The following is a 22,935-nucleotide window of genomic DNA, read 5'->3' on the forward strand; positions in this document are numbered from 1 at the left end:
ATCGATCAGCGCTTTGATGCCATCCGGGTCGCGGCGACGGGGGTTGGTACCCAGTCGTCGAAGGATAGGTCGCGGTCGCCGTTTTCATCGCGGATCGAGGTTTGCAGGCCCATCTGGTTCAAGAGGCCAAGGAAGGGCTGCGGAGGCAGTTCTTCGATGTTGACCATCTTGTGTACGTCCCAGGTGCCCCTGGCGATAAGCATCGCCGCGGCAACGGCGGGAACACCGGCGGTATAGGAAATGCCCTGGCTCCCGACTTCCTCGAAGGCTTCCTTGTGGTCGGCCACGTTGTAGATGAAGATCTCGCGCTCCTCACCGTCCTTGGTGCCCTTGACCAGATCGCCGATGCAGGTCTTGCCCTCGTAATTGGGGGCAAGCGACGACGGATCAGGCAAAACGGCCTTCACCACTTTGAGCGGCACGACTTCGAGGCCCTCTGCGGTGGTCACGGGCTGCTCGGAGAGCAGGCCGAGGCTCTGCAGGACCGTAAAGACGTTGATGTAGTGCTCGCCGAACCCCATCCAGAAGCGGATGTCGGGGACGTTCAGATTGCGCGACAGCGAGTGCAGCTCGTCATGGCCCGAGAGATAGGACGTGAACTCGCCCACCACCGGCAGATCGTCGGTGCGCGAAACCTCGAACATCTTGTTGGTCTGCCACTGGCTGTTCTGCCAGGAATAGACGACGCCGGTGAATTCCCGGAAATTGATTTCCGGATCGAAGTTCGTGGCGAAGTATTTTCCGTGGCTGCCGGCGTTGATGTCGATGATGTCGATCGAGGAGACCTCGTCGAAATACTCTTCGACAGCCAGAGCCGCATAGGCATTGACCACGCCGGGATCGAACCCTGCGCCGAGCACGGCGGTGATGCCGGCCTTTTCGCAGCGTTCACGACGCTTCCACTCGTAATTGCCGTACCAGGGCGGGGTCTCGCAGATCTTTTCGGGCTCTTCATGGATGGCCGTGTCGATATAGGCCACACCCGTCTGGATGCACGCCTCGAGCACGCTCATGTTGATGAAGGATGAGCCCACATTGATCACGATCTGCGATCGCGTCCGGGAAATCAGCGCTTTTGTCGCCTCGATATCGAGGGCATCGAGCTGATGGGCTTCGATGACACCGGGCTTTTTCAGCGCCTTCTTATCGAGGACGCTTTTGACGATGTCATGGCATTTGTCGACGGTCCGGGAGGCGATATGGATATCGCCAAGCACGTCATTGTTCTGCGCACACTTATGCGCGACGACCTGCGCCACACCTCCGGCACCAATGATCAGAACGTTCTTTTTCAATTTTCACGAAACACCTTTTCAGAGGTTGAACCAAGCTACGCACGCTGTTCGAAATCGGGATCTCACCCCAGGTTACGACAGGCTTTGCGCGTAGTCCTCAAACGTGAACTCTTTTACGAGTTCCACCTGTCCGTCCAGGTGACGTACCGCGATAGACGGCATCTGGACCCCGTTGAACCAGTTCTTCTTGACCATGGTATACCCGCCGGCATCCAGGAACGCGATGCGGTCCCCAGCCTTGAGTTCATGTTCGAACTGGAACTCTCCAAAAATGTCTCCGGCAAGACAGGTTTTGCCGCAGACAATATAGGTGTGCGGCCCGGTATTGGGGGCCACGCTTGTATATTCGCTGTAGGTCAGCAGATCGAGCATATGCGCTTCGGTCGATGAGTCAACGATTGCAACGTTTTTGCCATTGAACACCGTGTCGAGGACGGTGACCTCAAGGGTGGTCGATTTGGTGACCGAGGCCTCGCCGGGCTCGAGATAGAGCTGGATGCCGTAGCGCTCGCTCATATCTTTCAGGCGCTTGGCCAGCGTGTCGATGGGGTAGTTCTCGTTTGTGAAACGGATTCCGCCGCCGAGGCTAACCCATTCCAGCTTATGAAGGATTTCGCCGTAGCGTTCCTCGATGGCCTTGAGCAGCGTATCGAGGCTTTCGTATTCGTCGTTCTCACAGTTGAAGTGGAACATCACACCCGAGATGCGATCGAGCACCGGGGTGACGCGGTCCATGTCCCATTCGCCAAGGCGCGAAAAAGGGCGCGCCGGGTCGGCGAGCAGGAAATGGGAGTGGGAGATGCCGGGGTTGAGGCGCAGCCCGATCTTCTTGTTCTGCGCTTCTGCCTTTTGGGCGTAGCGCTCGAACTGGCTGACCGAATTGAAGATGATCTTGTCGCAGGCCGCGATCGCTTCGTCGATCTCGTGATCGGCCCAGGCTACCGAATAAGCATGGGTCTCGCCGCCGAATTTCTCGCGGCCGAGTTTGACTTCATAAAGCGATGAGGATGTCGTTCCATCCATGTGCTCTGCCATCAGGTCGAACACCGACCATGTGGCGAAGGCCTTGAGCGCAAGGACGCATTTGACGCCCGATGTCTGACGCAAATACGATATTTTTTCCAGATTTCGGAGAAGTACCGATTTGTCGAGCAGGTAATAGGGTGTCTGTAGCGTCAATTCTTGCGATCGAACCTCCTTGGTCCTCGAGCATGAGGATGAGAGCATGGCAGAGCGATTTTTATCGGTCGCGTTCCCGAACCGAAAAAGTGGGAGCCACTTTTTCTAGGAACGCTCCATAAAAAAATCCGCGCCGGATGAAACGCGGAAGACACCCCATCTAACGATTGGGTGTGCCACACACAAGACCCCATCGGCAAAAATTTCGTGACGCCGTGATAAGGCTTTGGTTTAAGCCGGGGTATGAAAACGCTTTATGTCATCGGCATCGGAACGGGCAATCCCGAGCATATCACCATGCAGGGCATCGCTGCGCTCAATCGGGCCGACGTTGTGTTCATTCCAACAAAGGGTGAGGACAAGGCGGCGCTTGCGGCGGTGCGGCGAGAGGTTTGCGCGCGGTATATTTCGCGCGATGTGCGGATGGTGGAATACGCGATCGGGTCACGGGACGATAGCGTCGTCGATTATGGCCAGCGGGTGCGCGACTGGCACGATGAGATTGCCGGGCGCTACGAGGAGATGTTTTCGCAGGCGCCCGAAGATGGCAATGGCGCGCTGCTCGTCTGGGGAGATCCGGGGCTCTACGACAGCACGCTGCGGATATTGGAGGCCGTGCGTCGCGGCGGCATGGATTTTGAGGTCAGGGTCATTCCCGGCATCACTGCTATCCAGGCGCTAACGGCAGCGTTTGCGATACCGCTCAATACCATCGGCAATCCGGTGACGATCACGACGGGGCGGCAGTTGGCTGCGGGTTGGCCGGAGGGGGCGGATACGGTTGTGGTTATGCTGGATGGCAAGCGGACATACGAGGCGCTGGACCCCGACTTGCATATCTACTGGGCGGCGTATGTCGGGATGGAAATGGAGATTTTGATCGAGGGGAAGCTGGGTGCGGTCCGGGAGGAGATCAGCGTAGCGCGAGAGGCGGCGCGGGCGCGGCATGGATGGGTGATGGATATTTATCTGTTGCGGAAGATGGGTTGAAGGGCGAAGGGTGACGGTTCTTGGCTGATCGCTCGCCCTGGCGTCATACTAGACTCGGCGCCCCCCTTATTTCAGATGGCCAATACCCAATCACGACGGGATGTGACTCCTATCTCATAGCGTCTCGGCTTGCTAAGAGACGGGCATGATCGACTCTGCAGCAAAACTCTCGCCCCGGGGCGCCTGCCCTACTCTTGATGATCCGATGCCGGTGGCCGATGGGCTGTTGGCGCGGTTCCGGCCGGAGGGAGGGCTTTCGCCGGATCAGGTGTTGGCGCTGGCCGAGGCTGCGGACGGGCATGGGAACGGGTTGATCGAGGTGACGGCGCGGGGCAATCTGCAGGTGCGCGGGCTCTCCGCAGGAAGCGCGGGCGCGTTTCGGGCGGCGATCATCGATGCTGGAATCGCGCCGCAGCCAGCACCGGCGATCGAGATTTCGCCGCTGGCAGGGCTGGACCCCAAGGCCCGCGTCGATCCTCGTCCTCTGGCGGCCGCGCTGCGTGCGGTCTGCGATGCGGCGCTGGCGGCCGGGCCGCTTTCGCCGAAATTGTCGATCGTGCTCATCACGGGTGGGCAGGTTCTGCTCGACGGGTTGAAGGCCGACATCCGGCTGATCGCGCTCAGCGAAGGTTGGGCGCTGGAGCTGGGGAGCGACACGCTGGGGGCGCTGGCGACCGAGGCCGTGCCCGATGCGGTGGCGACGATCCTTGCGATGGTGCAGGCGCTGGGGCCAAGGGCTCGGGCCAGCGATTTGCGGAGCGAGGATGCGGCCACGGCGATCAAGGGGCTGACGTCCTTGGAGCATACGAGCGTGCGGCCAGCGAGTTACATGATCGGGCCGCTGAGCCTTGCCGATGGGGCGCCGGCGCTGCGGGTCGGCTTGCCGTTCGGGCAGGTGCGCGCGTGGCATTTGCGGGAACTCGCGCGGGTGATGGATACCCATGACATCGCGGAAGCGCGCCCGGCGCCGGACCGGACGCTGGTGCTGCTGGGCGTAACCGCTGCGGGGCTGCGGGCGTTATCGCCGGCGCTGGCAGGCATCGGGTTCTGGACGCGGCCCGATGTGACGGGCGCGCGGCTTTCGATCTGTTCGGGAGCTGAGCGCGACGATGGCGGGGCGATCCAGGCGGCAGAATTGGCGCAGGCGCTTTATGCCGGTGGCCCGGATTTGATCGACGGGTCGTTTCACATCCACGTTTCCACTTGCGCCAAGGGGTGTCCGCATGCGGGGCGGCCGGGGATCATGCTCGATGGCAACGCGCTGAGGCTTTATCGCGGTGCGGCAGAAAACCCGTTTGCAAGGCTCGATCCGGACGCTATTGAGACCTCCATCGTTTCTTTGGCCAGCCGAATCCGCGATACTCGCCAGCCCGGCGAGTCGACGCTTTCCGTGCTGGACCGGCTGGGGCATCAATGACCGCATACGACTATATCCGCGACGGACAGGAGATTTATCGGCAGTCCTTTGCGACGATTCGCGCCGAGGCCGATCTGTCGCACTTTTCGCCCGAGGAAGCCGATGTCGCCGTGCGGATGATCCATGCATGCGGGATGGTGGAGGCAGCCCAGTTCTTTCGGTTTTCCGATGGGTTCGTTGCGGCGGCGCGGACGGCGCTGGAACGGGGCAAGCCGATTTTTACCGATGCCGAAATGGTAGCGCGCGGGGTGACGCGGTCGCGGTTGCCGGCGAATAACGAAGTGATCTGCGAGGTCCATAATCCCGAGACGCCCTATCTGGCGCAGGATCATGGCAATACGCGTTCTGCTGCGGCGATCCATATCTGGCTGCCGCGCATGGAAGGCGCTGTGGTGGCGATCGGCAATGCGCCAACGGCCTTGTTTCACTTGCTCGAACTGTTGCGCGACGGGGCGCCCAAGCCTGCGGCGATCATCGGGATGCCGGTGGGGTTTGTCGGCGCGGCTGAGTCAAAACAGGCGCTTAGCGAAAATTCCTACGGCGTTCCTTTCGCCATCGTCGAGGGCAGGCTTGGGGGCAGCGCCATGACGGCGGCGGCGCTCAATGCGCTGGCACGGCCCGGCATATGAGCGCGCGGCTGATCGGGGTCGGGACGGGTCCGGGCGATCCGGAGCTGCTGACGCTCAAGGCGGTGCGGGCGATCCTCGATGCCGATGTGATCGCGCATTTTCTCAAACGCGGGAGGGCGGGCAATGCCCGTGCGATCGTTGCAACGCACTGGCCGGAGACAGCGATCGAGCTGCCCCTGCCCTATCCGGTGACCACCGAAATGCACCGGCACCACCATGGGTACAAGAGCCAGATTGCCGGGTTCTTCGACGAGTCGGCACACCAGATTGCGGAGCATCTCGATGCGGGGCGAACGGTGGCGGTGCTGTCGGAGGGCGATCCGTTCTTTTATGGCTCGTACATGCATATCCATGTTCGGCTGGCCGATCGCTATGAGACTGAGGTGATCCCGGGGATTACGTCGCTGTCGGGGTGCTGGTCGCAGGCGGGCGTGCCGCTGATGCAGGGGGACGATATCTTCACCGTGCTCCCCGGCACGCTGGATGTCGAGGCGCTGGCGCAGCGATTGGCCAATACCGATAGCGCGGTGATCATGAAGGTCGGGCGCAACCTGCCGAAAATCCGGCAAGCACTTGAAGCTGCGGGGAAGATGGCGGGCGCGATCTATGTCGAGCGCGGCACGATGCAAAACGCCGTCGTCATGCCGCTGGCCGAGCGCGACGACGCCCCTGCCCCCTATTTCAGCCAGGTGCTGGTGCCCGGGTGGGCGGGGCGGCCATGACGGGGATGCTTTATGTCATCGGGCTGGGGCCTGGCGACGAGGGGCAGGTGACGCCGGAAGCGCGCGAGGCGATCGCGGCGGCGAGCCATTTCTTTGGCTACAAGCCCTATGTCGCGCGGCTGGATTTGAGGAATGACCAGATCGCGGTGCCATCGGATAATCGCGAGGAACTGGACCGGGCAAGCGCGGCGCTGACGCTGGCGGCGGAGGGCAAGACGGTTGCCGTGGTTTCGGGAGGCGATCCGGGAATTTTCGCAATGGCCTCAGCTGTTTGCGAGGCGATTGATGAGGGGCCGGAGGCTTGGAAATCGGTGGATTTGCGGGTGGTGCCGGGGATTACCGCCATGCTGGCGCTGGCCGCGAAAATCGGGGCGCCGCTGGGTGGGGATTTTTGCACGATCTCGCTGTCGGACAATCTAAAGCCTTGGGAAACAATCGAAAAACGGTTGCGGCTGGCCGCGGAGGGGGAGTTTGCGATTGCGATCTACAACCCGATCTCGAAAGCGCGGCCTTGGCAATTGGGTAAGGCTTTCAACATCTTGCGTGAAATATTGCCCAAAGAGATTCCGGTGATTTACGGGCATTCGGTGGGACGCGAGAACGAGAAAATCGACATCACGACGCTGGGCGAAGCCGTGGCGGAGGACGCGAATATGTCCACATGTCTGGTAGTTGGCAGCCGGTTTACGCGCGTGATCGACCGCCGGGATCGGCCTTTCTTGGCCTATACGCTTCGCCATGTGCGGGAGGGGCAAAATGACTGAGCGCTGGCTGACGATCGTGGGGATCGGCGAGGATGGATTGGACGGGCTGACCGACCTTACCAAGGCGCGGATCGCAGACGCCGAAGTGGTGTTTGGCGGGCAGCGTCATCTCGACATGATCCGTGGGATGAACCTCGCCGAGCGGCGGCGGTGGCAGAGCCCCATCGAGATTTCGGTGGAGGAAGTGGCGCGGCTGCGCGGGCGCAAGAAAGTGTGCGTTCTGGCCAGCGGCGATCCATTCCATTACGGGATCGGGGCGACACTGGCGCGGTTGATACCGGGCCGCGAGATGATTGTCGTCACCTCCCCCTCGTCGTTCTCTCTTGCGGCAGCGCGGATGGGGTGGGCGTTGCAGGACGTAACGGTGCTGTCGCTGCATGGGCGGCCCATCGAACTGGTGCGACGGCATCTGCATCCGGGGCGAAAGATTCTGGCGCTGACGTCCGACGAGAACGGGCCAAAAGAAATCGCGGCGCTGCTTGACGCGTCGGGGTTCGGGCCGAGTGGGTTGACCGTGCTTGAGGCCGTAGGCGGGCCGCGCGAAAAGCTGCGGGACACGAACGCCGCGGATTTCGATATCGAGGGCATTTCGCCGCTCAATGTGCTGGCGATCGACGTGCGAGCCGATGCCGATGCGCTGGTTTTGCCGCTGACGCCTGGGCTGCCGGACGAGTGGTTCGCCCATGACGGTCAGATCACCAAGCGCGAAGTGCGGGCCTTGACGCTGGGTGCGCTGGCGCCGCGGCGGGGGGAAACGCTGTGGGACATTGGCGCGGGGTCGGGGTCGGTCGGCATCGAATGGATGCTGATGGACCCGTCGCTTTCGGCCATCGCCATCGAGCACGAGCCCGAGCGGATCGACAGGATTGCCGAGAACGCTGCGATGCTGGGCGTGCCGGGGCTGACGATCAAGCGCGGGCGGGCGCCCGATGCGCTGGAAAAGCTTGCATCGCCTGATGCCATTTTTATCGGTGGCGGCGGGACCGATGACGGCGTGGTGGATGCCGCGATCGAGGCGCTGAAGCCCGGTGGGCGGCTGGTAGCCAATGCCGTGACGCTTGAGATGGAGGCGCTCCTTGCGCTGCTGCATCAGCAGATGGGCGGCAGCCTCACGCGCATCCAGATTGCGCGCGCCGAAGCACTGGGGACGATGAGCGGGTGGAAGCCGGCCATGCCAATCACCCAATGGGTTTGGGTCAAATGAAGGTCCACTTCATCGGCGCCGGTCCGGGGGCTGCGGACCTGATTACGGTGCGCGGACGGGACCTTCTGGCGCGGTGTCCGGTGTGCCTTTACGCGGGCTCGATCGTGCCGAAGGCGATGCTGGACTGGTGTCCGCAAAGCGCGAGATTGGTCGACACGGCGCCGATGTCGCTCGACGAGATCGAGGCGGAGTATGTTGCGGCTCGGGACGCGGGACAGGATGTTGCACGGCTGCATTCGGGCGATCTGTCGGTGTGGAGCGCAGTGGCCGAGCAGATCCGGTTGCTGGAGCGGCTGGGGATTGACTATACGCTCACGCCGGGCGTGCCGGCCTTTGCGGCGGCGGCAGCGGCCTTGGGGCAAGAACTGACCAAGCCGGGGCTGGCGCAAAGCCTAGTCCTGACGCGGGTGTCGGGGCGGGCGTCGCCGATGCCAGCGGGCGAGACACTGGCGGGGTTCGGCGCGACGGGGTCGACGCTTGCCATTCATTTGGCGATCCATGCGATCGAGACGGTCGTGGCCGATTTGACCCCGCTCTATGGGGCTGATTGTCCCGTGGCGGTCGTCGCGTGGGCGAGCTGGGACAGCGAGCGCATCGTGCGCGGGACGCTCGGGACGATCGCCGGGCTTTTGGCGAGCGATCCGATCGAAAGGACGGCGATCATATTCGTGGGGCCGACGCTGGACGCGGACGGGTTCCGCAACAGCGCGCTGTATGACTCGGAGTATCAGCGGCGGTTTCGGGGGAAGGCTTAGGTCTCATACGGCGGTATAAGACCGCTGGTGCACCTTCCGAGCCGTCGCGCGTATTGAGGCTCAACGCACCCTCAAGCACCCTGATCTCAACGTCGTTGCAGGAGTTGCTACCCCTACCCGCCGGGCTTGTTGTTGACGACGAGGCGATGGCGGGGATTATCTACCTTATCGACGACGACGCGGTCGCGACCGTTGGTTTTGGCAGCGTAGAGGGCGGCGTCGGCGTCGCGGATCAGGTCGGCGGGCGTAGCAAGCGCAGTGTCGAGATTGTATTCGGCGACGCCCAGGCTGGCGGTGATCCTGGTGCCGATGCTGCCGATGCGCACGATGCTGGCGGCGGTAATCGCCTGGCGGATCCGTTCCGCAACGGCAGCCGCCCCTTCGCTATCGGTTTCGGGCAAAATGACGGCGAACTCCTCCCCACCATAGCGGGCGGCAAGATCGGCGGGGCGGTGCAGTCCCCCCTTGATCGCGTCGGCGACCATGACGAGGCATTCGTCGCCCGCCTGGTGACCATAGGTGTCGTTGTAGCGCTTGAAGTGGTCGACATCGAGCAGGATAAGGCTGAGCGGGGTCCCTGCCCGGCCGCAGCGGGCCATGTCGCGCGCCAGCGTCTCGTCGAATACGCGGCGATTGGCGAGCCCGGTGAGCGCGTCGGTGGATGCCTGCCGCGACAGGTCGGCATTGGCTTCTATCAGCGCCTTTTCGGCGAGTTTCAGGTCGGTCACGTCGGTGACCATGACAATTGAGCTGTCATTGGGCGCGGGACGATTGCGGATCTGGACGAAACGGCCATCGAACAACTCGACGGTGACAACGTTGGGAATACGCAAAAGACTGCCGACGCGCTCGGCCCAGCCCTCAACATCGTCCTGGGGCACATCGACCTGCTCCCCGGTGCGAGCGCATTCGCGCAAGATCTCATTGACGTGGACGCCGGGCACGCGGACATGAGCGGAGAGCGGGAAATTCGACCGATACTGCTCGTTGCAAAAGACGAGATAGCCCATCGAATCGAAAACAGCGAGGCCGTCGCTCATTTCGCTGAGGGCGAGGGACAGCCTGTCGCGACTCTCGATCAACTCCGTTTCAAGTCGTTTGAGGTGGGTCGTCTCCACGGTCACGCCGGCAAGGCCCATGACGTGGCCGTCGCGGTCTCGCACAGGAACCTTGGATGAGCGGAAGCAACGCTTTTCACCGTAATCATCGACCTCTTCCTCTTCCACATCGAGTGTGGGTTGGCCGGTTTCGATGATCTGCTGTTCCTGCGCCAGCAGCCTGTCGGCATGCTCCTTGTCGGTAATGTCACGATCGGTAAGGCCGATCATCTGCCGTGGATCGGTAAATCCGTTGTGGCGCGCCACTGCATGATTGGCGGCGATAAAGCGGCTGGAGGCATCCTTCACGTAAATGAACTCAGGCGTCTGGGCGAGCGCGGCGGCGAGGATGCGGCGCTCGCGCACCACCATGCGGCCCTTTCGAATCGCCAGCCCCATGATCAGCGTGGCGACAAAGCTCAGTAGCGTCGTGGGCGGCATGAACTCGCGAATGACCGCATCGTCGACCGAGGTGCGCAAAAGGAGCGCTGTTGCCAGAACCACAACGGATGTCGCGAGAGCGAGATTGACGAGCCAGATGCTCGATGGGGTGGGCGAGCGGGCCCCCACGCGCATCGCCCAGCCTATGAGAACCGCAGCGGAAATGTAGAAGACGCCGGCATAGACACCTGAGCCCCCTTCGAGGACCCGATAGGTTATGGCGATAGCTGCGGCGATGATCCCGGAAACGGGTCCGGCAAAGAATGCGGCGACCGAAATGATGCCCGCGCGCAGATCAAAGAAGACGCCCGGCGCGACTTCGACTGCCATGAACATGGTGCCGATGGCGCCAACGCCGGCGAGACCACCAACGGCAAGCTTGCGTAACGCCCGTGGCTGATCGTCCAGCCAATCGGTAAGCTGGAACCAGATTGCCGCAAAAAGTGCGACCACCGCCAGGTTGGCGACTAACTCATGCCATGTAGCCGTCACGCGCTTCTCTAAATCCTTACATAGGGCCATTCGGCTATGCGCCCAATGGACTCCCTATTCTGGTTCGGTCGCGCCAGCCTAGTGCCATAGCTCTCAGCGTGCTGCAAATGCGCGAACTGTTCTGCGCCCCAACGAACTATGCCCTACACCTTTCTGGATGCAAACGGGGTTAATGCGAAGGATCGAATGCTGGACACCGTGTCGCTACGCCCGGTGCGGGAACATTTCGGTTGACGGCGACTTTGTGTTGCAAGCCGGTTTTCGGCATGGGCATGGGGATTACATAGTGCAAAAATCCGAAGGACATTTCGAACGTCTGGCGCGCGCCGGCTATTGGGCCAAGGGCATCGTCAACATCCTTTTGGGCGGCCTCTCCCTGTCGTCAGTGATTTCGGGTGGACAAGGCGAGGACACGCCCGAGGACGCACTTTCATCACTGCTGGGCGCGCCCATGGGGCGCATCATTCTGGGGCTGATTGCCCTGGGCCTTGCGGGATACGTGCTTTGGCGTCTCGCGCAATCGGTGCTCAATGCCGACGACCACGATAATGACACCATGGGGATCGTGACGCGACTGGGCCAGTTCTTCAGCGCCGTGGCGAACAGTTTTCTCGTTATGACGGCCGCTGGTCTGGCCATCCAGGGCGGAGGGTCCGGCGGTGGGTCGGACCAGACTTCCATCATTGCCATGGTGATGGCACAGCCATTCGGGCCCTGGCTCGTCGGTATTGTCGGGTTGATCTTCGTTGGCGCAGGTCTGGGACAGATCTATCGCGGCGCAGTCAAGGATTATGAAGGGCGGATCGTTATTCCCGCCGACAAGAAGGCCGTGCTCGATCCGGTGAGCCAGTTCGGGCTGATCGCCCGTGGCGCCTTGTTCGTCGTGATCGGTGGGCTGATCGTTTATGCCGGGATCACGGTTTCGCCCGAAGACACCGGCGGTTTGCGCGATGCGCTGGACTGGCTGCGCAGCCAACCCTATGGCGCCGTATTCTACGGCATGGCCGCGGCGGGGCTTGCGGCTTATGGCGGGTACTCTATCGTGCAGGCGCTGTATCGGCGGATGGATGCGCCCGATGCCGAAGACGTCAAGCAAATGATACCCAACGGACGATAGACATGTTCAGAACGGCGCTCAAGAAAGTCGATGTGGATCAGGTGCGCCGGTTCATCACCGCCGAATACCTGATGCTGCTGGCCGTCGGGCTGTCGAGCCTTCTGATTTTCTTTTTCATCGACATCGCCGATGACGTGATGGAGGGCGACACGCTCGAAGCGGACATGGCGATCATGAACCTGTTTCGCGTTCCGGGAGATCCGACCCAAGTTATCGGCCCGCCCTATCTGCACGAGGCGGTGCGCGATATCACGGCGCTCGGCAGCGGGACCATACTGGCTCTCATCGTCACCATCGTGGTGGCGGTGCTGCTGATGGTCAACGAACGGCGCGGAGCGATCCTGATCGTTGTCTCAACCATCAGCGGCGCGATTCTGTCAAATACTCTCAAGCTAGGCTTTTCGCGGCAACGGCCTGAATTCGATACGTTCTATGCGGAGATGACCAACAGCTTTCCCAGTGGGCACGCCATGCTCACGGCCGTGACGTTTCTGACGCTGGGGGCGCTTCTCGCGCGGATCGTGGACAGTTGGCGGTTGCGGGTGTTCTTTTTCGCCGTAGCGATCATTCTGACGCTCGGTGTCGGGGTGAGCCGGGTGTTTTTGGGGGTTCACTATCCCAGTGACGTGGTGGCGGGATGGGCGCTGGGCTCGGCCTGGGCGCTGGCTTGGAGTGCCATTGCCGCTTTTCTGCAGCGGCGCGGAATCATTTAACGACACTTACCCAGTTTTACGGGCTAAACGGCGCGATTGGGGGTTTGGCGCCCCAATGGCGCGTTGCAGTTTGCCAAGGCGCGCACTAGCGATACAGTCGCAAAACTATAACTCCTGTGGGAGGAGCAAATGCGCGCGCTCGCGTTAGCGGTTCAGGCGATTGGCAGCCTGAACCGGATCATTGGCAATGTGTTTTCCTGGCTGGCCGTCGCCGTTGTGGTGGTCTGCTTTGCCGTCGTTGTTCAACGCTATTTCTTCAACACGACGATTTTGTGGATGCAGGATCTCTATGTCTGGCTCAGCGGCGCGATGTTCACCGCCGTGGCCGGCTTCGCGCTGTTCCGCGACGATCATGTGCGGGTGGACATTTTCTATCGACCCGCCAGCGTTCGCAGGAAGGCCATAGCCGACCTCGTGGGCGTCGTCATTTTCCTTCTGCCGTTCATGTATGTCGTCTGGAACTGGGGCTGGATATACGTCCAGCGCTCCTGGAGCTTTTATGAGGCATCCCAGAATATCGGCGGCATGCCGGGACTGTTCGTCCTGAAATCCTTCATTCTCGTTTTTACCGTCCTCGTCACGCTGCAGGGACTGGCGATGATCGGGCGTTCGATCCTCGTCCTGAGCGGCAAGGAAGACCTCCTCGCCGAACCCTATCGCTACAAGCTCGATACCGACGAGGAGATGCCCAATGTCTAGCGTTCTGATTGGGGAAATCCTCTCTGGTCTGCTGTTTTTCGGCGTTATCGGGTTCCTGATGCTGGGCTTTCCGGTGGCGTTCACGCTGGCCGGTACCTCGCTGATCTTTGGCGCCGTCGGCTACTTCCTCGGCGTGTTCGACTTCTCGAACATGGGCAATCTCATGGGCCGGTATATCGGGTTCATGACCAATGAAGTGCTGGTCGCGGTGCCGCTGTTCATCTTCATGGGCGTGATGTTGGAGAAATCCAAGATCGCCGAGCAATTGCTGCTCACCATGGGGAAGCTGTTCGGCAATTTGCGCGGCGGACTGGGCATATCGGTCATCGTGGTGGGCGCACTTCTGGCCGCCTCGACCGGCGTGGTGGGCGCGACGGTCGTGACGATGGGGCTGATCTCGCTCCCGGCAATGCTGCGGGCGAAATACGATCCAAAGCTGGCTTCGGGCGTTATCTGCGCCTCGGGCACGCTGGGGCAGATCATTCCGCCATCTACGGTTCTGATCTTCATGGGCGACATGCTGACCTCGATCAACGCTCAGGTGCAGATGGCGCAGGGCAATTTCGCGCCGACACCCGTGACTGTGGGTGACCTGTTCGCCGGGGCGTTCATCCCGGGCATGCTGCTTGTGGCACTCTACATCTGCTGGATGATCTTCAAGGCGATCACCGACCCGGAAAGCTGCCCGGCGACGCCGATGAGCGAAGATGAGCGCAAGGGCATTCTCAAGGAGGTTGCGGTTGCCCTCCTGCCGCCGCTGGTCCTGATCCTTTTGGTGCTCGGCTCGATCCTTACCGGCATTGCCACCCCGACGGAGGCGGGCTCGGTGGGTGCTGTCGGTGCCACCATCCTCGCGGCACTACGCTGGCGGTTGTCGTTCAAGGTGTTCCGCGACGCGGCCATGGCCACCGCAACCATCACCTCGATGATCTTCATCATTCTGTTCGGCGCATCGGTGTTCTCGATCGTCTTCCGCGTCATGGGCGGCGACAATCTTGTGCACGAATTCCTGGCCAATCTGCCGGGGGGCGCTATCGGGGCGATGATCGTCGTGATGCTGATCATGTTCGTGCTCGGGTTCATTCTCGACACCTTCGAGATCATCTTCATCATCATCCCGATTACCGCTCCGATCCTGCTCGCGCTGGGCGTGGATCCGATCTGGCTGGGCGTGATGGTGGGCGTGAACCTGCAGACCAGCTTCATGACGCCGCCCTTCGGCTTCTCGCTGTTCTACCTGCGCGGGGTAGCGCCAAGCAGGGTGACAACGGGGATGATCTACAAGGGGGCAGTGCCGTTCGTTGCACTGCAAGTGGTGGCGATAACGATATTGTTCATCTTCCCGCAATTAATCACCTGGCTGCCCTCGGTCATGTGACATCACGCCAATTACGGCAGAGGGCCCGTCGATCCGTTCGGCGGGCCCTTTTTTTGCGCGCGATCGATTGACGCGATCGGGATGGCGGCATTCTAATACCGCATTTGCTGCTGCCATCTCATGTCAGGCACAGGCGGCATGCTATGCGCTTATTTCGATGGAGAATGCCACGATGAGCCCTGCCCTGCGCCCCTTACGCAAACGCGAATCGATGCCAGACTTCGTTCGGGAGGCGCTGCATGCGCGCGGTCTGTGGGATGCGTACAACGCCCGTCCGCCCTACCAGCGAAACGACTATCTGCTCTGGATCAACAAGGTGAAGCGCCAGGACACCAAGGACAAGCATCTCGCGCAAATGCTCGACGAGCTGGAGGCGGGCGGCGTGTATATGGGTATGGCATGGAGCGGAACGCGGAGCGGCCCCGACAAAAGCTGATCGCATTACTCTGCCGCGTTTTGGCAGGTCACAAAAAAGGCCCGAACCGGAGTTCGGGCCTTTCGATTGTTGGTATCCGTACGGGCCTATTCGAGCGTGAAATACTGCTCGCGGGCGCGCAGGTAGAGCGAGTCGGTGCCGTCGGTCTTCTGCCGGACGATGTTGAAGGCTTCGACGTAGCTTTCGGCAACGCGCTTGGTGAGGTCGTCGCCATTGTCGCGGATATCGGTGAGGATTTCCTTGGCGGCTACGGCACCGGCTTCCATGATTTCATCAGGGAACTGACGCACCGTCACGCCATGGTCATTAACGAGCGTCTGGAGCGCGCGCGGGTCGTTGGCGGCGAAGTCGGATGCCACTTCGTCGTATTCGGCCTGGCAGACGAACCGGACGAGGTCCTGCAGGTCCTGCGGAAGGGCCTGATACTTGGCCTTGTCGACGACGAGTTCGGTGGCCAGACCAGGCTCGATGAAGCTCGGGAAGTAGTAGTTCTTGGCAATCTGGTAGAAGCCGAGGGCCAGATCGTTATAGGGGCCGACGAATTCGGCGGCGTCCAACGTGCCGTTCTGGAGCGCGGGGAAGATGTCCCCGGCGGCAAGGTTGGTCACCGAGGCGCCGAGCTTTTCCCACACCTGACCACCAAGGCCGGGTGTGCGGAAGCGAAGGCCCTGAATATCGGCGACGCCGGTCAACTCGTTGCGGAACCAGCCGCCGGCCTGCGTGCCGGTATCACCCGACAGGAAGCCCTGGACGCCGAAACCGTCATAGATTTCGTCCCAAAGCTGCTGTCCGCCCATGTGGCGCACCCAGGCCGCGAGTTCGCGGTTGGTCATGCCGAACGGAACACCGGTGTAGAACGAAAGGCCCATGGACTTGTTCTGCCAGTAATAGGCAGCGCCATGGCTCATTTCGGCCGAGCCGTCGATAACGGCATCAAGGGCCTGGAGGCCGGGGACCATTTCACCCGCGGCGTAAACCTGAACGGTCAGACGACCGCCCGAAGCGGCGGTGATGCGGTCGGCAAGGCGCTGGGCGCCGACGCCGAGGCCGGGGAAATTCTGCGGCCATGTGGTGACCATGCGCCAGGTGATATTGCCCTGGGCGATGGCCGGAGCGGCCAGCGTTGTAGCGGCAGCAGCGGCGCCAGCAGTGGCCGCACCCGCCTTCAAGAAGAAGTCGCGTCTTTTCATCAATTTTCCTCCCAATGGCGCCAGTTTGCGCCGGATAGAAACGGTTTGAGCTACGCTTCGAGAGCCGCCACCGTTGAGCGCATCTTCGAAGCGCCGGCCAAGCAGAAGGCCAAGAGCGATGCGCTGTCGAGGGGACAGTTCCCGGCCCTTGCCGAATTATCGCCAAAGGCTACCCACTACTACGCAGTCGATGATAAAGAACGCGCCCGGAAATTGCTACAATCGCCTGTCGCCTGCTGTATTGGGCGGCTTGGGAGGAGACATCGGCCATGCAGTTGCGGCACAAGATTCTTGCGCTGTCCATCGTTCCGCTCGTGCTCGCCATCGCGGCGATCACTTGGCTGGTGACGTGGCAGTCGACGAGCCTGGCGCGGACGAGCATCGACACGTTCGAACGCAACATGTTGCAGGCCAAGCAGGACGAATTGCTCAACCTCACCAATCTGGCGCTGTCGGCCATCGACGATGTGTATTCCGCAGCCGGGCCTGACGATGAGGCGGCAAAGGAAGAGGTGCGCTCTATCCTCAATGCGCTCGACTATGGCGAGGATGGGTATTTCTTCGTCTATGACTATGACGGGGTCAATGTCGTCCACCCCCGCCAGACCTATCGTCCGGGGCAGAACTGGCTGGAGCTCGAAGATCCGACCGGCAATCGGGTGATCTACAATCTGATCGAAAAGGCCAAGGAGGGTGGCGGGCTGCACCAATATCTATGGGAGAAGCCTTCAGCGGGGACGATCGCAGAAAAGCTCTCGTTTGCGGTCGGGCTGGATAAGTGGGAATGGATGCTGGGGACCGGGGTCTATCTCGACGACGTCTATGCGCAGACCGCCGCCGCGCAGGAGGATCTGCGCAATTCGATCAGCTCCACCTTCTTTACCGTCATGCTTATCGCCGTCCCCGCGGTGCTCCTGGTGTTCGGGACCTGGATGATCCTCAATCAGCATGAGCGGCGCATGGCCGACCACAAGCTCAAGGATTTGACCCAGCGGATCATCGATACTCAGGAAGAGGAACGCTCACGCATCGCCCGCGAACTTCATGACGGGATCAGCCAGATCCTGATCGGGGTGCGCTACACGATCGATCTGGCGCGACGAAAGGTCGAAAGCGGTGCGGAGGGCGCGCCCGAGGCCATCGGAAAGGGCGCCGATGCGCTCAATGGCGCAATCAAGGAAGTACGACGCTTGAGCCATGATTTGCGCCCAGGGGCACTGGACGATCTGGGGCTTTCGGCGGCGCTGGAGGCGCTGACCCACAATTTTGCCGAGCGCACCGGGATTGCCGTCACCCTTGAAGCCGTTGCGTTCAAGAACATGCTGTTGCCCGAGGCCCGGACAGCACTCTACCGCGTGGCGCAGGAAGCGCTCAACAATATCGACCGGCACGCCAAGGCGACCGCAGTAACGATCGCCCTATCGAGCCCGCATGGGCGGGTGCAGATGGTTATTACCGACAATGGCAAGGGGTTTGCCCGTGACGGGCGAAGTCGCGGCGGGCTGGGGCTGCGCAACATGCAGGAGCGCATGGCCCATTTCGGGGGAAAGATGCTGGTCGAAACCTCTCCACAGGGGACGACACTGCGCGCCATATTGCCCAAGACCGTGTTTACCCGCACCGCACGATTGCAGGAGGTCGCGTGACCATGACGATCAAGGTACTGCTCGTGGACAATCATCCTCTCGTGCTCGATGGGCTCAAAGCTATCCTCGAGACGTACGACCATATCGCCGTGGTCGGCGCCGCGCCCTCGGCACTTGCGGCGCTGGAGATTGCTCGCACGACTGCGCCGGACGTCGTGTTGATGGACATCAACATGCCCGAGCTAAACGGTTTGGATGCTATCGAATTGTTCAAGGAGCAGTGTCCGTCGACCAAGCTTCTGATGCTCTCGATGCACGATAGTCGCGAGTATATTTCCACATCGGTGATGTATGGCGCCTCGGGCTACATCCTCAAGGATGTGTCGACCGAGGAAATCATCAGGGCGATCGATACGGTCGCTGCAGGCGGCACGTTCTTTTCGACCGGAGTGTCGGACGTGTTGCTGGAGCGCGGCGACAAATCGGCCAAGACCAAGGCACTGACGACGCGCGAGCAAGCCATTCTGCTTTTGATAGCGGGGGGCAAATCCAACAAGGACGTGGCGGCAACGCTCGATATTTCTGCACGGACAGTCGAAACCCACCGCAAGAACATCAAGAAAAAGCTCGGCATCCCGACAACGGCCGGGCTGACGCGGTATGCTATCGAGAATGGGCTGATCGGGAATTAGCGCGCGATCGTGACCGGCGGTTCGCATAATCCGCTTGGACATCGACGACAAAGTCTACATGCTCTGGCGCAGTGACTCGTTGAACCCGGACGCTTGATGGCCGCCTATATCCTGCGACGCCTTTTGTTGATGATCCCCACGGTGTTCGGGATCATGGTGGTTTCGTTTCTCGTCATCCAGTTTGCGCCGGGCGGGCCGGTCGAGCAGGCGATTGCGCGGTTTTCGGGTACCGATGTTTCGGCGCTGTCTCGGATCACCGGGTCGTCGGGCGGTGACTTTACCGGACAGAGCGGGATCGACACCTCCGGCGCCAGTTCATCGAATGCTGGCGGCGAGGTGCAATCGGCCTATCGCGGGGCGCGGGGGTTGTCGCCGCAATTTATCGCCCAGCTCGAGGCGCAGTACGGCTTCGACCGGCCGCCGGTCGAGCGGTTCTTTTCGATGATCTGGGATTATCTGCGGTTCGATTTCGGGCAGTCCTATTATCGCGACATCTCGGTGATCGATCTGGTGCTCGAGAAAATGCCGGTCTCGATCTCCCTCGGGCTGTGGATGACGCTGATCTCCTATGGGATTTCCATTCCGCTGGGGATTGCCAAAGCGGTGCGGGACGGGTCGAAATTCGACGTGTGGACCTCGGGGGTGGTCATCATCGGCTATGCGATCCCGGGATTTCTGTTTGCGATCCTGCTGATTGTCCTCTTTGCCGGCGGTAGCTTCTGGTCGCTGTTTCCGCTGCGAGGGCTGACCTCGTCGAACTTCGCGTCGATGCCGTGGTATCAACAGATTCTCGACTATGCCTGGCATCTGACGCTGCCGATTATCTCGATGGCGATCGGGGCGTTCGCGACAACGACGCTTTTAACCAAGAACTCGTTTCTCGATGAAATCCGCAAGCAGTATGTGACCACCGCGCGCGCCAAGGGATTGAGCGAAAATCGGGTGCTGTACCGGCACGTGTTCCGCAACGCGATGCTGATCATCATTGCCGGGTTTCCGGGTGCGTTTATCGGGGCGTTTTTCGGCGGTTCGCTTTTGATCGAGACGATCTTTTCGCTCGATGGTCTGGGGCTGCTGGGCTTCCAGTCGATCGTGACGCGCGACTATCCTATGGTGTTTGCCACGCTCTACATTTTCTCGCTGTTCGGGCTGATCCTCAGCCTTCTGTCGGACCTCACCTATATGTGGATCGACCCCCGCATCGATTTCGAAAAGCGGGAGGTCTAGCGTGGCGCTCTCGGCGATCAACCGGCGGCGGCTGGACAATTTCAAGCGCAACAGGCGCGGGTTCGTCTCGTTCTGGCTGTTTCTCGTGCTGGTGCTACTGAGCCTATTTGCCGAGGCGATCAGCAACGACAAGCCGCTCATCGCCTACTACAAGGGCGAGGTGCTGTTTCCTGTGGTGGTCGATTATCCCGAGACCAAGTTTGGTGGGTTCCTGGCGGTGACGCAGTACCGCTCGGGCGCGATCCAGCGTGAGATCGAAGAGAACGGCTGGATGATCTGGCCGCTGTTTCGCTATTCCCATCGCTCGGTGGATACCGCCCTGCCCCGCCCCGCGCCGACGCCGCCGAGCTGGCTGATGAGCCGCGAGGAAAACTGCGTGCGCTATGCCCAGGGGGTCGAGGATCCCTCATGCGTGCTGGGCAACATGCACGTGCTCGGTACCGACGATCAGGGACGAGACGTCTTGGCGCGGCTAATCTATGGGTTCCGGATTTCGGTGCTGTTCGGGCTGACGCTGACTGTGCTCTCGTCGGTTGTTGGCGTGGTGGCGGGGGCGGTGCAAGGCTATTTCGGCGGCTGGACGGATTTGCTGTTTCAGCGGTTCATCGAAATCTGGACCTCGATTCCCTCGCTCTATCTGCTGCTGATTATCTCGAGCGTTATCGCACCCAGTTTCTGGGTGCTGCTGGGGATATTGCTGCTGTTCTCCTGGGTGGCGCTGGTGGGCGTGGTGCGGGCGGAATTTTTGCGCGGGCGGAATTTCGAGTACGTCAACGCGGCGCGGGCACTGGGCGTCGGCAACCGGACGATCATGTTTCGGCACCTTCTGCCCAACGCCATGGTGGCGACGGTGACGTTTATGCCGTTTATTCTCGGCGGGTCGATCACGACGCTGACTTCGCTCGATTTTCTTGGGTTCGGGTTACCGCCGGGGTCGCCGTCGCTGGGCGAACTGCTGGCGCAGGGCAAGAACAATCTGCAGGCGCCATGGCTGGGGCTGACGGGGTTCATGGTGATTTCGGTGATGCTGAGCCTTCTGGTGTTTGCGGGCGAGGCGGTGCGCGATGCCTTCGATCCGCGCAAGACGTTCGGGTGAGGCGATGACCGAGCCCCTCCTCTCCATCCGCAACCTCGACGTCACGTTCCAGATGCAGGACCGTCGCGTCGATGCCGTCAAATCGGTGAGCTTCGATATTGCCAAGGGTGAGACCGTGGCGCTGGTCGGGGAGTCGGGTTCGGGCAAATCGGTGACGGCGCTGTCAGTGCTCAGACTGCTGCCCTACCCGTCAGCCATGCATCCGGCCGGCGAAATCGTCTATCAGGGACAGGATTTGCTCAGGGCCGACGAAAAGGCGCTGCGTAAGGTGCGGGGTCGCACCATCTCGATGATCTTTCAGGAGCCGATGACCTCGCTCAACCCGCTCCATACGATCGAGCGGCAGATCAGCGAGGTGCTGTCGACGCACCTGGGGATGGGGCGGGTGGCGGCGCGCACGCGGGTGCTCGAATTGCTCCATGCTGTCGGGATCGCCGATCCGGAGACGCGGTTGGCTTCATTTCCGCACCAATTGTCGGGCGGGCAGCGCCAGCGGGTGATGATCGCCATGGCGCTGGCCTGCGAGCCCGATCTTTTGATCGCCGATGAACCGACTACCGCGCTCGATGTTACGGTTCAGGCGCAAATCCTGGATCTTCTGAAAAAGCTCCAGCGCGAGATGGGGATGGCCATGCTGTTCATCACCCATGATCTGGGGATCGTCAGACGCATGGCGGACCGGGTGTGCGTCATGCGCGGCGGCGAGATCGTCGAGCGGGCGGATACGGCGACGCTATTTGCCGATCCGCAGCACGCCTACACAAAGCAATTGCTCTCGAGCGAATTGAGCGAGACGCCACCGCCGCCGACGGGAACTGGCCGGGCCGTGATGGCCGTCGATGATCTGAAGGTGTGGTTTCCGATCAAGCGCGGGCTGCTCAAACGCACCGTCGGGCACATCAGGGCCGTGGATGGCGTGGACCTGAGCGTTGGCGCAGGTGAAACGCTGGGCGTTGTCGGCGAATCGGGGTCAGGCAAGACGACACTGGGGCTCGCGATGTTGCGGCTGACGTCGTCCCGGGGGCGGATCGTTTTTCTGGGCTCCGATTTGCAGGGCAAGAGCTTTCGCGACATGCGGCCCTACCGCGCCGATATGCAGGTGGTGTTCCAGGACCCCTTTGGATCGCTGTCACCGCGGATGACTATAGGCGACATCATCGCCGAGGGGCTGCTGGTTCATTTTCCGCGCTTGAGCGAAGCTGAGCGGACCGGAAAGGTCGAAGCGGTGCTGGGCGAGGTCGGGCTGGATGGAGCGATGCATAATCGCTATCCGCATGAGTTTTCCGGTGGCCAGCGCCAGAGGATCGCGATCGCGCGGGCGCTGGTGCTGGAGCCGAAATTTCTCATTCTCGATGAGCCGACATCGGCACTCGACATGAGCGTGCAGGCGCAGATCGTCAAACTCCTGCGCGATCTGCAGGCCCGGCGTGGGCTGAGCTACGTGTTTATTTCGCACAATCTCAAGGTGGTGCGGGCCATCGCCAATGAGGTGGCGGTGATGCAGCACGGCAAGATCGTCGAGCGCGGGCCGACCGAGACCTTGTTCAGCGATCCGCAGCACCCCTACACGCAAACCCTTCTGGCGGCGGCGCTGGAAGATGGTGTCGGCTGAGGGTCAACGGCTTGCGGCTCGGGCCGCGCCGGGCCTTGGGAATAAATCCTGGGGGTTACAAACTGGCTGCTGGCAACCGCTAACCCCCTACCTCCGTGCCCCCGGGATTTATTCCCTCGATCCACTCTGGGTCAGCGAAGAGCGCCAACCGGTTTGGAGTTCCCAACACCCTTGTTGCGTGGGTTACGCGTATGGCGCACGAAA

Annotated in this window: 21 protein-coding genes; 17 read left to right on the plus strand and 4 right to left on the minus strand. The window is 61.4% G+C overall.

The features are described 5' to 3' along the window. Nucleotides 1–5: 5 nt before the first annotated feature. Both BLR31_RS04200 and nspC read right to left on the minus strand, forming a co-directional pair. Nucleotides 6–1,295 (minus strand): saccharopine dehydrogenase family protein, encoded by a 1,290-nt coding sequence (locus BLR31_RS04200; protein WP_090592336.1) that lies wholly within the window; start codon nt 1,293–1,295, stop codon nt 6–8. Nucleotides 1,296–1,367: 72 nt separating this feature from the next. Next, a complete protein-coding gene (nspC, locus tag BLR31_RS04205; RefSeq protein ID WP_090592340.1) occupies nt 1,368–2,522 on the minus strand; it encodes a carboxynorspermidine decarboxylase in 1,155 nt (384 codons plus the stop codon). 195 nt (nt 2,523–2,717) lie between these two features. On the opposite strand from nspC, the gene cobF reads away from it, so the two are divergent. The 7 genes from cobF (at nt 2,718) to cobM (ending at nt 8,955) form a co-directional block, all read left to right on the plus strand. Further along, the gene (gene cobF, locus BLR31_RS04210; protein ID WP_090592344.1) at nt 2,718–3,464 is read left to right on the plus strand and encodes a precorrin-6A synthase (deacetylating); all 747 of its coding nucleotides are present in this window, start codon (nt 2,718–2,720) and stop codon (nt 3,462–3,464) included. A 145-nt stretch (nt 3,465–3,609) separates the two neighbouring features. Further along, the gene (locus tag BLR31_RS04215) at nt 3,610–4,881 is read left to right on the plus strand and encodes a hypothetical protein (protein WP_090592347.1); all 1,272 of its coding nucleotides are present in this window, start codon (nt 3,610–3,612) and stop codon (nt 4,879–4,881) included. Further along, entirely contained in the window at nt 4,878–5,510 is a 633-nt protein-coding gene (locus BLR31_RS04220; protein ID WP_090592352.1) for a precorrin-8X methylmutase, read from the plus strand. Before BLR31_RS04215 ends, BLR31_RS04220 begins: the two co-directional genes overlap by 4 nt. Beyond that, complete coding sequence (locus tag BLR31_RS04225) at nt 5,507–6,232, plus strand: precorrin-2 C(20)-methyltransferase (RefSeq protein WP_090592357.1); 726 nt, start codon at nt 5,507–5,509, stop codon at nt 6,230–6,232. Before BLR31_RS04220 ends, BLR31_RS04225 begins: the two co-directional genes overlap by 4 nt. Next, entirely contained in the window at nt 6,229–6,996 is a 768-nt protein-coding gene (locus BLR31_RS04230) for a precorrin-3B C(17)-methyltransferase (protein WP_090593628.1), read from the plus strand. Before BLR31_RS04225 ends, BLR31_RS04230 begins: the two co-directional genes overlap by 4 nt. Beyond that, nucleotides 6,989–8,200 (plus strand): precorrin-6y C5,15-methyltransferase (decarboxylating) subunit CbiE, encoded by a 1,212-nt coding sequence (gene cbiE, locus BLR31_RS04235; protein WP_090592361.1) that lies wholly within the window; start codon nt 6,989–6,991, stop codon nt 8,198–8,200. The genes BLR31_RS04230 and cbiE overlap by 8 nt, the downstream gene beginning before the upstream one ends. Continuing rightward, a complete protein-coding gene (gene cobM / locus BLR31_RS04240; protein WP_090592365.1) occupies nt 8,197–8,955 on the plus strand; it encodes a precorrin-4 C(11)-methyltransferase in 759 nt (252 codons plus the stop codon). Before cbiE ends, cobM begins: the two co-directional genes overlap by 4 nt. Nucleotides 8,956–9,068: 113 nt before the next feature. On the opposite strand, the gene BLR31_RS04245 is transcribed toward cobM, so the two are convergent. Continuing rightward, nucleotides 9,069–10,985 carry a diguanylate cyclase gene (locus BLR31_RS04245; RefSeq protein WP_176762503.1) on the minus strand — a complete coding sequence of 639 codons (1,917 nt, stop codon included), beginning with the start codon at nt 10,983–10,985 and terminating at the stop codon, nt 9,069–9,071. A 286-nt stretch (nt 10,986–11,271) separates the two neighbouring features. Here BLR31_RS04245 and BLR31_RS04250 point away from each other — a divergent pair, with 286 nt between their 5' ends. The 5 genes from BLR31_RS04250 to BLR31_RS04270 all read left to right on the plus strand — a co-directional run bounded on the left by BLR31_RS04250 (nt 11,272) and on the right by BLR31_RS04270 (nt 15,328). Next, a complete protein-coding gene (locus tag BLR31_RS04250; protein WP_176762504.1) occupies nt 11,272–12,102 on the plus strand; it encodes a DUF1206 domain-containing protein in 831 nt (276 codons plus the stop codon). Nucleotides 12,103–12,104: 2 nt separating this feature from the next. Then, the gene (locus BLR31_RS04255; protein WP_090592375.1) at nt 12,105–12,815 is read left to right on the plus strand and encodes a phosphatase PAP2 family protein; all 711 of its coding nucleotides are present in this window, start codon (nt 12,105–12,107) and stop codon (nt 12,813–12,815) included. Between the two features lie 129 nt (nt 12,816–12,944). After that, nucleotides 12,945–13,514, plus strand: coding sequence for a TRAP transporter small permease subunit (locus BLR31_RS04260; protein WP_090592379.1), 570 nt, complete (start codon nt 12,945–12,947; stop codon nt 13,512–13,514). Then, a complete protein-coding gene (locus tag BLR31_RS04265; protein ID WP_090592382.1) occupies nt 13,507–14,892 on the plus strand; it encodes a TRAP transporter large permease in 1,386 nt (461 codons plus the stop codon). The genes BLR31_RS04260 and BLR31_RS04265 overlap by 8 nt, the downstream gene beginning before the upstream one ends. 172 nt (nt 14,893–15,064) lie before the next feature. Then, complete coding sequence (locus tag BLR31_RS04270) at nt 15,065–15,328, plus strand: YdeI/OmpD-associated family protein (protein WP_090593632.1); 264 nt, start codon at nt 15,065–15,067, stop codon at nt 15,326–15,328. Nucleotides 15,329–15,414: 86 nt separating this feature from the next. On the opposite strand, the gene BLR31_RS04275 is transcribed toward BLR31_RS04270, so the two are convergent. Next, nucleotides 15,415–16,518 (minus strand): TRAP transporter substrate-binding protein, encoded by a 1,104-nt coding sequence (locus tag BLR31_RS04275; RefSeq protein ID WP_090592387.1) that lies wholly within the window; start codon nt 16,516–16,518, stop codon nt 15,415–15,417. A gap of 269 nt (nt 16,519–16,787) precedes the next feature. Between BLR31_RS04275 and mctS the strand changes: the two genes are divergently transcribed. The 5 genes from mctS (at nt 16,788) to BLR31_RS04300 (ending at nt 22,731) form a co-directional block, all read left to right on the plus strand. Then, the gene (mctS, locus tag BLR31_RS04280) at nt 16,788–18,164 is read left to right on the plus strand and encodes a two-component system sensor histidine kinase MctS (RefSeq protein WP_090592391.1); all 1,377 of its coding nucleotides are present in this window, start codon (nt 16,788–16,790) and stop codon (nt 18,162–18,164) included. 2 nt (nt 18,165–18,166) lie between these two features. After that, complete coding sequence (gene mctR, locus BLR31_RS04285; RefSeq protein WP_090592394.1) at nt 18,167–18,796, plus strand: two-component system response regulator MctR; 630 nt, start codon at nt 18,167–18,169, stop codon at nt 18,794–18,796. Between the two features lie 96 nt (nt 18,797–18,892). Beyond that, complete coding sequence (locus BLR31_RS04290) at nt 18,893–20,023, plus strand: microcin C ABC transporter permease YejB (protein WP_090592397.1); 1,131 nt, start codon at nt 18,893–18,895, stop codon at nt 20,021–20,023. A 1-nt stretch (nt 20,024) separates the two neighbouring features. Then, nucleotides 20,025–21,119, plus strand: coding sequence for an ABC transporter permease (locus BLR31_RS04295; RefSeq protein ID WP_176762505.1), 1,095 nt, complete (start codon nt 20,025–20,027; stop codon nt 21,117–21,119). Nucleotides 21,120–21,123: 4 nt separating this feature from the next. Beyond that, a complete protein-coding gene (locus BLR31_RS04300) occupies nt 21,124–22,731 on the plus strand; it encodes an ABC transporter ATP-binding protein (RefSeq protein WP_090593636.1) in 1,608 nt (535 codons plus the stop codon). Nucleotides 22,732–22,935 lie beyond the last annotated feature (204 nt).

Origin of the sequence: Pelagibacterium luteolum (assembly GCF_900100665.1) — a bacterium.
GTDB classification, from domain to species: Bacteria; Pseudomonadota; Alphaproteobacteria; order Rhizobiales; family Devosiaceae; genus Pelagibacterium; species Pelagibacterium luteolum.

Coding starts and splice junctions, on each gene's coding strand:
- nspC (WP_090592340.1), bottom strand. CDS start 2,522: ATGCTCTCATCCTCATGCTCGAGGACCAAGGAGGTTCGATCGCAAGAA.
- cobF (WP_090592344.1), top strand. CDS start 2,718: ATGAAAACGCTTTATGTCATCGGCATCGGAACGGGCAATCCCGAGCAT.
- BLR31_RS04215 (WP_090592347.1), top strand. CDS start 3,610: ATGATCGACTCTGCAGCAAAACTCTCGCCCCGGGGCGCCTGCCCTACT.
- BLR31_RS04220 (WP_090592352.1), top strand. CDS start 4,878: ATGACCGCATACGACTATATCCGCGACGGACAGGAGATTTATCGGCAG.
- BLR31_RS04225 (WP_090592357.1), top strand. CDS start 5,507: ATGAGCGCGCGGCTGATCGGGGTCGGGACGGGTCCGGGCGATCCGGAG.
- BLR31_RS04230 (WP_090593628.1), top strand. CDS start 6,229: ATGACGGGGATGCTTTATGTCATCGGGCTGGGGCCTGGCGACGAGGGG.
- cbiE (WP_090592361.1), top strand. CDS start 6,989: ATGACTGAGCGCTGGCTGACGATCGTGGGGATCGGCGAGGATGGATTG.
- cobM (WP_090592365.1), top strand. CDS start 8,197: ATGAAGGTCCACTTCATCGGCGCCGGTCCGGGGGCTGCGGACCTGATT.
- BLR31_RS04255 (WP_090592375.1), top strand. CDS start 12,105: ATGTTCAGAACGGCGCTCAAGAAAGTCGATGTGGATCAGGTGCGCCGG.
- BLR31_RS04260 (WP_090592379.1), top strand. CDS start 12,945: ATGCGCGCGCTCGCGTTAGCGGTTCAGGCGATTGGCAGCCTGAACCGG.
- BLR31_RS04265 (WP_090592382.1), top strand. CDS start 13,507: ATGTCTAGCGTTCTGATTGGGGAAATCCTCTCTGGTCTGCTGTTTTTC.
- BLR31_RS04270 (WP_090593632.1), top strand. CDS start 15,065: ATGAGCCCTGCCCTGCGCCCCTTACGCAAACGCGAATCGATGCCAGAC.
- BLR31_RS04275 (WP_090592387.1), bottom strand. CDS start 16,518: ATGAAAAGACGCGACTTCTTCTTGAAGGCGGGTGCGGCCACTGCTGGC.
- mctS (WP_090592391.1), top strand. CDS start 16,788: ATGCAGTTGCGGCACAAGATTCTTGCGCTGTCCATCGTTCCGCTCGTG.
- mctR (WP_090592394.1), top strand. CDS start 18,167: ATGACGATCAAGGTACTGCTCGTGGACAATCATCCTCTCGTGCTCGAT.
- BLR31_RS04290 (WP_090592397.1), top strand. CDS start 18,893: ATGGCCGCCTATATCCTGCGACGCCTTTTGTTGATGATCCCCACGGTG.
- BLR31_RS04300 (WP_090593636.1), top strand. CDS start 21,124: ATGACCGAGCCCCTCCTCTCCATCCGCAACCTCGACGTCACGTTCCAG.